Origin of the sequence: Dyadobacter flavalbus (assembly GCF_006149045.1) — a bacterium.
GTDB classification, from domain to species: domain Bacteria; phylum Bacteroidota; class Bacteroidia; order Cytophagales; family Spirosomataceae; genus Dyadobacter; species Dyadobacter flavalbus.
In genome coordinates this window covers 650,150-663,217 of record NZ_VBSN01000049.1, presented here as the reverse complement: position 1 = coordinate 663,217, position 13,068 = coordinate 650,150, and the positions used below count along the sequence as shown (strand labels likewise).

At 46.0% G+C, this 13,068-nt stretch carries 9 protein-coding genes; all 9 read right to left on the bottom strand.

The window, feature by feature from the left end; all coding sequences use genetic code 11:
- Nucleotides 1–29: 29 nt before the first annotated feature.
- Entirely contained in the window at nucleotides 30–1,151 is a 1,122-nt protein-coding gene (locus tag FEM33_RS18490) for an acyltransferase family protein (protein WP_139013448.1), read from the bottom strand.
- Between the two features lie 2 nt (nucleotides 1,152–1,153).
- A complete protein-coding gene (locus tag FEM33_RS18485; RefSeq protein ID WP_139013447.1) occupies nucleotides 1,154–2,848 on the bottom strand; it encodes a hypothetical protein in 1,695 nt (564 codons plus the stop codon).
- The gene (locus FEM33_RS18480; protein WP_139013446.1) at nucleotides 2,845–3,765 is read right to left on the bottom strand and encodes a transketolase family protein; all 921 of its coding nucleotides are present in this window, start codon (nucleotides 3,763–3,765) and stop codon (nucleotides 2,845–2,847) included. The genes FEM33_RS18485 and FEM33_RS18480 overlap by 4 nt, the downstream gene beginning before the upstream one ends.
- Before the next feature lie 4 nt (nucleotides 3,766–3,769).
- A complete protein-coding gene (locus FEM33_RS18475) occupies nucleotides 3,770–5,764 on the bottom strand; it encodes an NAD-dependent epimerase/dehydratase family protein (protein WP_139013445.1) in 1,995 nt (664 codons plus the stop codon).
- Nucleotides 5,757–6,584 (bottom strand): transketolase, encoded by an 828-nt coding sequence (locus tag FEM33_RS18470; RefSeq protein WP_139013444.1) that lies wholly within the window; start codon nucleotides 6,582–6,584, stop codon nucleotides 5,757–5,759. Before FEM33_RS18470 ends, FEM33_RS18475 begins: the two co-directional genes overlap by 8 nt.
- Nucleotides 6,585–6,698: 114 nt before the next feature.
- Nucleotides 6,699–8,564 carry a glycosyltransferase family 39 protein gene (locus tag FEM33_RS18465; protein WP_139013443.1) on the bottom strand — a complete coding sequence of 622 codons (1,866 nt, stop codon included), beginning with the start codon at nucleotides 8,562–8,564 and terminating at the stop codon, nucleotides 6,699–6,701.
- A gap of 103 nt (nucleotides 8,565–8,667) precedes the next feature.
- A complete protein-coding gene (locus FEM33_RS18460) occupies nucleotides 8,668–10,737 on the bottom strand; it encodes an OmpA family protein (protein ID WP_139013442.1) in 2,070 nt (689 codons plus the stop codon).
- A gap of 178 nt (nucleotides 10,738–10,915) precedes the next feature.
- Nucleotides 10,916–12,235, bottom strand: coding sequence for an apiosidase-like domain-containing protein (locus FEM33_RS18455; protein WP_229214305.1), 1,320 nt, complete (start codon nucleotides 12,233–12,235; stop codon nucleotides 10,916–10,918).
- 11 nt (nucleotides 12,236–12,246) lie between these two features.
- Nucleotides 12,247–12,894, bottom strand: coding sequence for a ribulose-phosphate 3-epimerase (rpe, locus tag FEM33_RS18450; RefSeq protein ID WP_139013441.1), 648 nt, complete (start codon nucleotides 12,892–12,894; stop codon nucleotides 12,247–12,249).
- Nucleotides 12,895–13,068 lie beyond the last annotated feature (174 nt).

Here is a 13,068-nt window from a genome sequence, read left to right as displayed (position 1 = left end):
GCTGTAACCGGGCTATCGCAAATTTTAAATTAGTTGGCATACTTATCTTTTATTGCGTTAATCGGTTTTTCAAAAAAATGCCAGGAAATGGAAGCTGCGGCAATTGTCAGCGCAATGACAACCAGTGCTTCAAAGGTTACAGAACCTCTTAAATCCGGGATATACTGATAAATTTTATTGAACAGACGCACCGTCGGATGCGTAGGGCCGCTGTGAAAATGGTTATAGACAAAATTGTGATACAGATAAAGGCCATAGCTGATTTTGCCCAGATAAATACTCACAGGATTTTCCAGAAATGCAGCCATCAACCCGTTATAACCCATTACCGCTCTTCCGATCAGGAAAAAACCGAATGCGGATGAAACCGTCCGGTCCAGCACGACAAAGGCAAAATTGGACTTATTTTCAAAGGTTTTAGCCCAGAACTGCAACAGCACCCAGACCAGCAAGCCGATCAGTACCGGCCAGGATTTGTTAAAAAGTTTTATAAAAAAGTCATTTTTATAGAGCTGCATCCACGCCATCAAACCACCAAGCGCAAAGGAGTCGAGGCAAGCGGGCGTGCTTACATAAGTCACAATCCAGTCATCGCTTGTAAAATCTTTTCTCATAAAGAAGTAAACGAAACGGAATGCAAGGCTTAGTATACCCATCATGCCCAAAACCGGCACCAATTTGCGTTTTGGTATAAAAAATATAAGAAATGGAAAGAATAAGTAAACTTGTTCTTCCACAGCAAGTGACCACAAGTGATCCACGGAACCCATCCAGGTCTTGTTAAAGGCCATGTAAATGTTGGTTCCGTAAAGTGCGAGCCATGCAAGCTTGTCTCTGACCGGAGGTACATTGAATATATAAAGTAAAAATATGGTCAGATAATAAACCGGGAAAATGCGTATCGTTCTTCTTATCAGGAACTTGCGTAAGTATTTTTTGAAACCGCCCGGCGTTCCGAAGGTTTTTTCCTTGCTTTTTAAAAGAATCCGGGAAATCAGAAAACCGCTCAGAACAAAGAAAATCGTAACGCCCAGTGCTCCGAACGGAATGACGTTCACTGCTACAAACAAATGATCAATGAGCACCAGTGCAATCGCAATGAAACGAATCCCGTCAAGCTGAATGATATGTCCCTGAGCTGTGGCGCGCATAGTTACCAGTTTACCTTTACTTTGTTTTCCCGGGTTTCCCGAACGATTATTTTCTTTCCTTTGAACAGCATTCCGGTTTGCTCGCCTTGCTGTCTGATAAGTGCAATCTGGTAAGTTCCTTTTTCCAGACCTGCGTAAGGAATTTCCGAATGGAAACCGGGCGCAAAGTAATACTGCTTCAGAAACAGCTCTTTCCGGCTCTTGTTGCGTGTGCGGTAAGCCGGAAATACATAATATCGTTTTTTGGAACTTAGTAAAATATACACGCCGCTGTCCTGCAACCGCTGACTGGTAAAATTGCTGTTATTGATCGTAAGGCTGTTCTTTCCGGCATTGAAACTGGTTTCGTCAAAAAGTGCTGTCATGCCGGGCGAGTTGCCGGCATAATGCTGTCTGTCTGCAATGGAAATCAGCGGAAGCCATTGATCGTAGAAAACAGGCGTTTTGGCCACGATCCGGGAAGCAAAGGAAGTGTCCGAAGGGTATTTCAGTTCTTTATCTTCAAAAGTCCAGTTAAACTGATCAGTAACCAGCATTTTACGCAGGTTATAGGCATCCACCAGATGATAATGATAGCTGAAAACATTAAAAGTAACGGCCAGAAATATGATCGCTGTAATATAGGGCGACAAAAAACTGCCGCGGATCGGAATGACCACATACAGATAAGCAACGATGAGCAGCAGCACGGAGTAAATCTTGTACCGGCTGGTGATCAGTCCTTCCAGGCCAAAACCCGCACGTCCGTAAACGACGATCAGTGCGGTTCCGAGAATAAAAAGAATGGCTCCAAGACAAAAAAGATCTGTAATCCGCTCAAATTTATTGCCGTATTTATTCCGGATCAGCCTGAACAAAGTGGCGGAAATGATGGAAACAGCGACAAGAAAAAGTACAATGCCCAGAAAAAAGCAGACCTGAAAATGGTTCAGTACCGGAAAGGATTCAGCAAAAGAACCTAAAAAAGCCATATAGCCCTTTACAAGCTGGAAAAGAGAAGCCTTGGACTCCGGATTGGACTCGGTTTTGGTATAAGAGTAAAAGTAAACGGCAATCATTGCAGCACTGACAATCATCCAGCTTGCAAATCTTTTCCGGTTTTGTGTAAGAAAAAGCAGCACTGCACCGACCGGCAGGACCAACAGCCCGTTTCCGCTCGTCAGGATGGTAAGGCCTGCCAGAAAAAACGAGAAAATGAACGGAACGATTTTGGGGTTGATGCAAAGGTACAACGTCCATAATGCCAGCGTCACCACGCCGAAATTCTGAATAGCGGCCATTCCCCAGTACATATTTTCCCAGAAAGCGAGTGTAAGCCAGAGGAACGGAATCGGTACCAATGCAAAAAGAGGCTTTTTGCTTTTCTTCAGGATGTCATGCCAAAGCGGAATGATTCCCAGCAGCAACAGGTTTCCGGCAAGCATAAGATGTCTGTAATTTACACCGCCCGCTACGGAAAAGTCGATCCAGGTAATAAACCGTGTGAGTGCAATGCGGTGTTCATTATGCTGCCTGAAAAGTGCTTTGCATTTTTGCTGCCAGTTTTCGGCACCGGCATATTCCAGGATAAAGGTTTTCAGTGCGTGGTCATCCCATTTGGGAATATTGATGGCATAGTAATCCCATACCGTAAAATAAATGACTAACGGTAACAAAAGAATGAGGCTTACAATAATGGTTAAAGCCTTATTTGTCATGCCGGAATGAGTAGCTGGCTGATTTCTGATAAGATGGAATCCGCGTCTAGGCCGGATATTTTTTGGTGATAAGTCTGGCTTCCGTATTTTCTGTTTGGATAACCTTCCGCTTTCAGGCTACGGAAACTGCGCGGAAAAACGCCGTTTTCGAGCAATTGAACCGAAAGCTGCTGCGCAAGTCCGCCCGTACTTACATGTTCCTCCGCTACCAGAACGGAAGGTGCTTTTCTAACAAGATCAGTGAGTTCACTGCCGAGTTGAAGAGGAAAATGCAAAGCTGTCACAACGTTCACTCTGGATGCCAGCTCCGCTGACAATGACAAAGCGGTCATGACATTGTTCGCAATCGGGCCAAGTGCAAAAACCGTAATTTCAGCGGCATTTCCCTGATGTATTATTTTAAAAGATCCGGATAAAACTGCATTTTCAGGTGCCGTTTTCCCGGCTCCGAGCCGCAAATAAGCCGGACGTGCGTTATTTCTGATCTGCCGGATTACCGGTTCCACTTCATCCGAAAATGCCGGAACCCACACATTGGCATTCTGCAGTCCGCTCAGGCAAGCCAGATCTTCAATCGCATGATGGCTGCTTCCCATGATTCCGTATCCGTATCCGCCGCCGTTTCCAACCAGAAAAACGGGCAGATTGTTGAAGCATACATCATTCCGGAATTGTTCCAGACAACGATAAACGATAAATGGCGCAATGCTGTAACAGAACACTTTGTAACCTTTATGCGCAAACCCCGCAGCCACGCCGACCATATTCTGTTCGGCAACACCTGCATTGATAAATCGTTTGCCCAGCTTTTCCTGCAGGTTTTCAAGCGCATTATAGCCCAGGTCGCCCGTTATAAAAACGATGGAATCATCTTCCGTCGCCAGTTGTTCCATGGCATTTGAAAATTCTTTTCTCATATTATCATTTTCTGAGCTGTTTTACCAGCGTTCTGATTTCGTCTGCGGTTTTATACGATTTTGAACCGCGCCGGATCCGGGTACGGATGTATTTCGGACGTTTTTTGGTTTCTTCAAATATCTTGGTAATGTATTCGCCCAGAAATGAAATGCCGAGGATCGTCAGTCCGCCAAAAAATACGATCAGCACAATAACCGTGCTGATGCCTCGCGGCGTATCCGGGAAAAAGAACAGTTTGGCCAGAATCTGCCAGACGATACCGAGAATAGATAAGCCCGTCAGTGCAAAACCGGCGTAACTCATGAGTTCCAGCGGTGCAAAGCTGAACGAGAATATGGCTTTTTTTGCCCACCAGATATTTTTTGTCCAGTTGTTCGTAGAAACGCCAAACATTCGTTCCGGCCTGATGTAAGGAACGCCCGTTTGCTTAAAGCCGACCCACGCCCGCAGTCCGCGCAGAAACTGTTCCGTTTCGGGAAGATCGACGAGTTCCTTCACAACCTTGCGGTCGATCATTGAAAAGTCGCCTGCATCGCGCGGGATTGGAATGTAGCTGAGTCCCTGGAAAATTTTGTAGAAGGTTTTGTAAAAGAAATGGATATGCGGCTTCATTTCACGCTGTACGCGCACACCGTAAACCACGTCAAACCCTTCCATCCATTTTTCGTAAAAAGCCGGGATTACCTCGGGCGGGTCCTGCAAATCGCCGTCCATCAGCACGACGCAGTCACCCGTGGCAATTTCCATTCCGCTCAGAAAAGCAGACTGTGAGCCAAAGTTCCGTGAATGGCTTATTCCGACCACATTCGGGTCTTTGTCACAAATGGCATTGATAACTTCTTCCTGATTATCAGGCGAATTGTCGTTTACAAAAATAATTTCATACCGTACTTTCAGCCCGTTGAATGTCTTGACAAGTCTGTCGTACATAAACGGAATGGCCTGTGCATCCTTGTAGCAGGCAATAATGGCGGTTATAACCGGATTTAATTTCGGGTTTTCAAAGGCTGGAATGACACGTTCTTCGTATTCTATGGCTTCCTGCCAGTTGCTGTATTTCAAAAGCCCGCTTTCCAGCGTTGTACGTGCTTTCCAGCCGAAGTCTTTTTCAAAAGCACCCGGATCGCCAAACCATTCCGCCAGGTCCCATTTCCGGTTCGACATGCTGCCCCACTGCGGTTCCTGTGTAATACCGAACGTTTTCCGCGAAGTATCCACGAGATTTCCCATCGTGGTTTTTACGCCGGTTGCAATGTTGTAGGATTTTCCGGCCGTGCTGCTGCTGATATGCAGTGCAGCATCCAGAAAAGCTTCCACACAGTCTTCAATAAACACGAAATCACGGCTTATGTCCGGCGATACGAGCGAAGGAAGCTGCTTTTTCCGGGCATTCTCAATCAGTTTGGGAATGAGCCGGTCGGGTTCTTCCCAGTAGCCGTATATGGAGTATAATCTTAAATTCAAGGTTTTAAGATCAGCAACTTTCGCGTAGTATTCCAGCAGATAAGCTGCGGAAACTTTCGATACGGCGTAATGGCTATTGGGTTCCACACGATCCGTTTCTTTCGGCGAAGTACAGTTGAAACCGTATTCCGAACTGCTGCCGGCATGGATGTAAACCATTTCCCGCGTACAGTTCTGCAGAATATTGACCGTTCCCAGAACATTTGTTTCATAAGTAAGGTTAACATTGCTCTGCTTGCTGTAAGCACCGTAAGCGGCCAGGTTAAAAATGGTCTGCGGCTTGTACTTGTCGAAAACTTCCTGAACCGAATTATTGGAAAGTATATCGCAGTGAATGATGTTTTCAAAAGGAACATTCAGCAGTTTCAGCCGCCATGCCTTGGTCGCGTCATGCGTCAGCGCGTAACAATCTTTCCTGATCTTGAAAATGTCGTTAAAAAGATTGGCGCCGATGAAACCGCTGGCACCAAAAACAAATACCGGACCCTTTAACTGTTCAATTTTATCACGGTATACCGGTAAATGGTCAAGCATTCGTCAATTCATTAAAGTAGCGTTCCTTTATTTCAAGCGTGGCCTGTTCATACTGGTCTTTGTTCATGGGTAAATAGTGCCACTCAAGTTTGTTTTCCATATAGGAAACCCCTTTGCCCTTTACTGTATTGGCAATAATGGCTTTGGGTAATCCGTTTTTGTGGGATTTCAATTTGCTGATGGTCTTGCTGATGGCTGTTATATCATGCCCGTCCAGTTCAATGGTTTCAAAACCGATCGCGTTCCATTTCTCTGCAGATGCCGTTTCGCCCATGACCTGGTCTGTAAATCCGAAACCCTGAAGACCGTTTTTATCAATAATCATAAAAAGATTATCCAGCTTGTTCTGAATGGCGTAATTGGCTGCTTCCCAGGTTGTTCCTTCATTGGTTTCGCCGTCAGACAAAAGCGCGAACGCATAACTGTCTTCTTCGCTGATTTTTGCCGCATGCGCAATTCCGGCAGAAATCGGCAGGCCGTGGCCCAGCGAACCGGTAGCAAACGGAATGCCTTTGTATTGCTGCGGGGCCGGATGTGCCGGAAGCGTCGTTCCGTCTGCGTAGAATGAATCCAGTTCTTCGTCGGTAATTTCGCCGGAAGCATTGAGGCAGGCATATAATGCAGCTGCGGCATGTCCTTTGGACAAAATAAAAGTATCTTCCTGTGATTTCTGGGTAAAAAGAACGGCGATCATCAGGTCAATGCAGCTCAGAGAACAACCGATATGTCCGGCATTTGCCTTGTGGTACAAGTTCAGGATTTTCAGCCTGAGCTCGCCGCTGATCTGTCTGGGGTCATTCAATATTTCTTCTGCTGTCATGCCTGATGTGATGTGTATATATGTAAGAGGTTAATTCAGAATAACGGTCAATTTCAGTTTCAGGTGCGCAATATACGAAATCTTATTGGACGGCTTTTTCAATGAATGGCTGCCTTATTCCGATCCGTAGCGTAATCCTTTCAGTTTTATAATCTCAACCGGCGTCTTTCTTCCGGCTTTCTTCAGCAGGATACTGGAAGTCTGCGTGGTGTCCATAACCTGAATATATTGCGCATCTTTTGGAAAATACAGATTGGTAAGCTGCGCATCCTGAACTGAATAGGGTAAAAATGTGCGGTCCATTTCCGACAGGATCTGAAAGCGCGGTGCCGGGTACATAATCGTGTCTCCTTCCTGGTATAACGCACTTATTTTCTGCGCAGCTTTGTAATAGGGGTTTGGAGCCCGCGGCGTTGCAAAATAGCCGTATTTCAGCGACCGGTCTTCATAGAATTCTTTAAGGCGCGTACTTACAAAATATAACTGTACAGCAAGAAAGACAAAAATGATTATCCTGAATTCCGGCTTCATTCTGGTATAAAACTGTAAAAGCAGCGACAAAAGAATAATGACATACGGAAAGGAAAATCCCGAATACCGCTGCGTAAGCCCGAAAGTATGCCCGTTTTTAAAAGACATCAGGATCAGGAATAAAGTAGGGATCAGCGCCATGCTATAAAGCATCCATAATTTTTTTCTCTGCTTCAGATCAGATTGACGATGAAAGTCCGGAATGAACGAAAGCGCAAACAAGCTCACCGACAGAATACAAAACTGCAGCCGGTGGTTTGTATAAAAAGCCAGTCCGGAGAGAACCAGAATAAAAGGAACACTCATTTTGAGCCAGCCGGGCATTGCAATCCTGTCTTTAAAGCGGTACCAAACAATGAGCAATATACCCGTAAGTATGGAAAAAAGAATATTCCTTTTTCCAGCGAGCGCATCTGTTAATCCATTGGTAAAAAAGACAAGGTCCGTGAAGATCGGCAGCGACTTGTTGAACACATTCAGCGGTGTAGCCGGCAGTATAATCCCGAACGGATTGTTGTATGGCATGGTGTCGGCCATTCTTTTATACAAATCCGCCTGATAATTCAATGAGTACAAGGTATACTGCCCACCGCCAAAAACCATCCACCATGTAACGCCGGTCAAAGCAAGTACCGCCGATATGGCCATTCTGATCCAGCCTTTAACCGTTCTCAGGAAAAACAATGCATAAATCGCATGCGCCAGCAATACAGAAATCGTAAGGAAATGGGATAAAAGGCTTAACCCTGCAGCAAGGATATAGCCGATGTATAAAGAGATTTTTTGTTTTCCGTTCTGGTTTTCAATGATCCGCAGAAAGAAATAGGTTGCAAGCAACGTCAGTAAAAAGGTAAGCGAATAATTGCGCGCCTGATGGCTGTAAGCAATAAAAAAAGGTTCAATGGCAACGATAGCAGCGGCAATGAGTCCGGTTCTGACACTGAAAAAGCGTTTTCCGAAAACATACGTCAGCCCGATTATCAAAACACTGAAAACAACGGACAATAACCGCGCCGAAAAGTCAGAAAGGCCAAAGATTTCCATCCATATATGCAGCAGCAGATAGTAAAACGGACTGTTGCCGATGTCGCTTCTGGTCATGGCTTCGTAGTAATCCGCCATGGTTTTCGGAGACCAGAATTCTGCCGGTGTGAATGCCCGCGGAATGAATGTTTCCTGGTAGGTAAATGACCTCACCACATTTGCAGGCGGATAAGGCAGCGCCGGCGCTTTCCAGAAAGCAGGAATGGATAATTTTCTTTCGGAAAAAACTTTCTTCTGATTGGCGCCTTCCAGTACAATCCCCTGACTTACAACCATCGTGCTTTTCTCGTCAAAGAAAATGCTGTACGTGTCAAGTTGATAAATTCTTAGTACGCAACCTGCAATCAAGATGACAAAAAGGATCAGCCGGGACTGCAGGTTTTCGCTTGTGTGTTTCAAGGACATCAGTTTATGAATGTTCGCCAATGATTTTTTGTACCGGAATGAATGCTACACCGGCAAATCAAGTTGCGCGAAATTAAACAAATTTCCTTTTACAGGTGATTTTTCAGATTTTAAGGATGGTGAACTCTACCCTGCGGTTCTTTTTACGGGTTTGTTCGGTCAGATTACTGGCAATCGGTTTGGCCGGGCCCCATGCTTTTGTCTGGATTCTGTCCGGGCTGATGCCTTTTGAAAGCAGGTATTTTTTAACCTGTTGCACCCGGTCTTCCGAAAGTTTCACGTTCTGCTTCACTTCACCCTGATTGTCGGTATGGCCTTCCAGGAGAATTTCCATTGTCGGATACGTATTCATGGTAGCCACAATCCGGTCCAGTTCCGAAAAAGAGGAGGGGATCACTTCTGCGCTGCTCTGCGAAAACATGGTATTGCTCAGCCGGATCTGCTGTCCGGCCTTGATCGGCTGCAGATACAGGTTTTTCTTGATCGTTCTGAAACCGGATTCTTCGTTCAGGTCAATTTCCTCGGTAAACGGAAAATAGTTTTCGCCGGAAGCTGTTATGCGGTAAATTTCCTTCAAAGGCAGAATGAGCCGGTATTCTCCGGTTTCAGGATCGAAAGTCGCATGGGTGAAAACGGCATTGTTCTTTTTGATATCCGCCACGATTTCGGAACGGACCGGCTTGGTCGTTTCCGCTTCGTAAACAGTTCCTGTAATGATTGCAACGGGTTCCGGCTTGATTTCCGGTACCATCCTGATGCGGTAAATATCTTCCTGACCCACCGTTTTTTCACTTGCACTGAAATAGGCATAGTCGCCCGTAGCCGGGATGTTGATGTATGCGTCCCACAAAGGCGTATTGATAGCCGGGCCCAGATTTTCAGGTTTGGACCAGTTCACCCATGTATCGTCCAGCCGCCGCGTCAGGAAAAGATCGCCTTCGCCGTATCCGCTGTGGCCTTGTGAAGAAAAATAAAGGGTTTTGTTGTCCAGCGCAAGAAACGGTGTTCCTTCATAATCCGCCGTATTGATCACATTACCCAAATGCTTCGGCTCCGACCAGCTGTCGTCGCCCTGCAGAAACGAAACATACAGATCTTTTCCGCCTTCGGTATCGCTGCGCTGCACGGAAATAATCATGACATTGCCGAATGGTGAAACGGTAAGTTCCATGCTGCCAATGTAGCCGGAAAGGTTATTGATGCGGTACTCTTTCGGAAAGCTCCATCCGGTTTTTGTTTTAAAGGAACGCGACAGCCCGAAATACATGCTGCCGTCCGGCCGGTATACATTGATCAGGTAAATGGTTTTCCCGTCTGCCGATATGCTGGTGATGGCGTTATCGCCGGCATTGTTGATCGGCGGCCCGATGTTCATGGCCTGGCCCCACTGATTTTTATCGTTTAATGTCGAAAACCAGACATCCTGTTTCTGGGGCGAGCCTGTGTTTCCTTCAAAATTGCTTCTTGTAAAAAAAAGCGTTTTGCCGTCCGGTGAAATAATGGGTGCTACTTCCTGTCCTTTGCTGTTGATGGCCTTGCCGATATTCTCTTTCTGCATATTGGCCTGTATGTTGGCCGTAACGTTGATCAGCGCTTCCACCGGAACGGTTGATTCTGAAATTGCGATGGCATCAATCTGGTTAAATCCGGCTACTTTACCCGGCTGAAGTACGATCTTGACGGCATTGGCTGTTATGTTCTGCTTTGGGAAAATTCGCAGCATTCTTCCTTTGGCGGCAGGCTGTGTCTCCGCCGCCCTGGTTCCGGATTGTGCTTGCTTGGCCGGCTGTGATGATACCGCCTCCGTGATCAGAAATTCCTTGCCGGATTCATCATAAGCATAAACACGCGTAATAGCGCCCGGATTGAAGTTTTCTGCAATGGCAATTTGTTTAAGCGGAATGGATTTTTCAAAACCGACCTTGATCCATTCCTCATTTCTGCCGTCCGCTTCTGCCGGCGACCATGCGCACGGACTGCTTCCGAAATCGGGCAGTTTGTTGGGCACTCCGAGAATTTGTTTGGCCCGGAAAGCAAAGCCGTACTGAGCCGGCCGTAACTCGGAAGAAAAGCCAAGAACCTTATTTGCCCAAAGAACTTCCTGACCATAACCATTACTCCATATCAATACCGATAACAGGCAAATTGCAATACTTTTTCCAATTAAGTTCATGGGTGCTTCTGCTTGCCGGAAAGGCAATTCCAAACTATTAACGAAAGATGAAGATGAGAACGCTGATTTAAAACTTCATGTAAATTCAACACAAAGTAATATTATTAAGAATATGAATGAATATCAAACTTAAATGCCTGTACAGGGAAAATAGTAGGAAGTAAAAAAACAGTAGCATCTATTTTTTTGCACCCACCAGCAACACCCAGTCCCAGCCGGGCTGCGAATCCGGCGGCTGCACAATGGCATTGGCTGCTGTCTGGAAACTGCCGCCTGTCCACCGTCTGCCTGTACGCGGACTATACCAGACCGTTTCAAATTCCGTGCCGTTCAGGTGCGTGAGATCAAGTGTTACAGGCTTGGAAGAAGGCACGTACAGCATGGCCATGCGTTTGTTCGACAAGGAAAGAATGCCGATTTCGCTTTGGTCCAGGGAATCCGCAAGCAGTTGCGGAGAAGCCTCCGGCTGCATGTATTCCCAAGGAATCCCTTTCAGGATTTTCACAAGCTGATGAATGTATTCCGCTCCGTCTTTGGTAATGTTCATTTTCCAGGTCGGATTGAAATTACGGATGGTGCTCAGATGGCAAAAACCGGCTGCGGAACTCATAATCGACTGATATGCCTGATTTCGGATCAGTCCCGACTGATCGGCAATCTCTTTCGGGAATTCCGAATTGGCGATCAGAAACGGCCGTAGCGCAGCTTCTGCCGAATTTTTCTGCCAGTTGGCCAGCGCCGCATATTCCGAATACGTTACTGTGGAATCCGGAATAATGAATTTGAGATCCGAGCGGTTTGGCGAACTGCTGTTATTGGTTGGCGAACAAGTACTTAACGATGCAATAATCTGTCCGTCAAAGCCGGAACGGATGCCGTCAGCAATGGCTTTGAACTGGGAAGCACTCTGATATTCCTCCTCACTTACAATCCAGATGATGTTGCTGTATTTCGCATAGCGCTTTGCTACAAAGGCACCGTACTCTTTCCAGCTTTCTTCATTGTGCGCATCAAAAACGACGTTCCAGCTTTTGCGTGAGACTACAATTCCGACGACAAGATTTCGTTCCTTTGCCGCTGCAATCATTTTTTCAAGATAATCGAAGTAAGCCGCGTTGGGTTTTGAAAGATTGTTGTTCTGGAATGGCGGGATTTTGTGATAATTTTTCTGGTTGGGCAAAGCCGGCAGCAGCTCAACCAGAAGGGTGTTGAACGACTGTGACTTCCGCACATTCATATATTGCAGTGCTTCGGGATAGCTCAGCTTGCGCAGAAGCTGCCAGGCAACGTCCGCAACCATCAGAAAAGGAGTGCCGTTTGCATCCGTGATATGACGGCCGTTCGGACTGATTTTTAGAGGAAACGCATTCCGGGCATTGTCCTCTTCAGCAGCCAGCGTTGTATTCGGCAGGATAAACAGCATTAAAATACCCAAAAGGCATTTGGCCGTTCCTGAAAAAAAAGCCTGAAGATTAAAGTTATCTTTAGTGTAAATCAAACCCTGAAAAATTACTTGTTCTTTAAATTAGCAATGGTCTCCGCCGGATTCACTGATCCGAAAACAAAACTTCCTGCCACCAAAATATCCGCGCCGTTCTGAATCAGCGAAGTAGCATTATCCAGATTAACGCCTCCATCGACCTCAATCTTGAAATCATAGCCGAATTTTTCTTTTAAGGCTTTCAGCGCAGACACTTTTTTATACGTGTTTTCAATAAATTTCTGGCCGCCGAATCCCGGATTGACGGACATCACCAGCACGAGTGACAAATCGGAAAGTATTTCAGAAAGCACATCGACAGGCGTATGCGGATTGATGGCAACCCCCGGCTGCACGCCAAGCTGCCTGATATGCTGAACAGTACTGTGCAGATGCGGACATGCTTCATAATGGACTGTCAATCCCCATGCGCCTGCCTTGCTGAATGCTTCCAGATACCGGTCCGGCTGTTCGATCATGAGGTGAACGTCAAGCGGTTTTCGGGCATGTTTGTGAATGGCTTCGCAAACGGGAATGCCAAAGGAGATATTCGGTACAAACATGCCGTCCATGATATCAACATGAATATAATCCGCTTCACTGGCATTCAGCATTTCAACGTCACGCTGAAGATTCGCAAAGTCGGCGGCGAGTATGGATGGGGCAATTTCAGGCATGATTCGGTCGGATATAACGGTTTAATGAGGCCGAAATTAGTGAATTTATGTACATGCCGGTCAAGCAGATGAAATGTAAGTATTTACCTTGCTATAATATAGCCGCTTAGGTTGGCGGAAGCTGTAAACGCAATGCTTTATTGTTGGAAAGACAAAAAACATAATCGGGATAAA

Bases quoted from the DNA above. Each gene is read 5' to 3' on its own strand.
- FEM33_RS18490 (WP_139013448.1), bottom strand. From the start codon at position 1,151: ATGCGCGCCACAGCTCAGGGACATATCATTCAGCTTGACGGGATTCGT.
- FEM33_RS18485 (WP_139013447.1), bottom strand. From the start codon at position 2,848: ATGACAAATAAGGCTTTAACCATTATTGTAAGCCTCATTCTTTTGTTA.
- FEM33_RS18480 (WP_139013446.1), bottom strand. From the start codon at position 3,765: ATGAGAAAAGAATTTTCAAATGCCATGGAACAACTGGCGACGGAAGAT.
- FEM33_RS18475 (WP_139013445.1), bottom strand. From the start codon at position 5,764: ATGCTTGACCATTTACCGGTATACCGTGATAAAATTGAACAGTTAAAG.
- FEM33_RS18470 (WP_139013444.1), bottom strand. From the start codon at position 6,584: ATGACAGCAGAAGAAATATTGAATGACCCCAGACAGATCAGCGGCGAG.
- FEM33_RS18465 (WP_139013443.1), bottom strand. From the start codon at position 8,564: ATGTCCTTGAAACACACAAGCGAAAACCTGCAGTCCCGGCTGATCCTT.
- FEM33_RS18460 (WP_139013442.1), bottom strand. From the start codon at position 10,737: ATGAACTTAATTGGAAAAAGTATTGCAATTTGCCTGTTATCGGTATTG.
- rpe (WP_139013441.1), bottom strand. From the start codon at position 12,894: ATGCCTGAAATTGCCCCATCCATACTCGCCGCCGACTTTGCGAATCTT.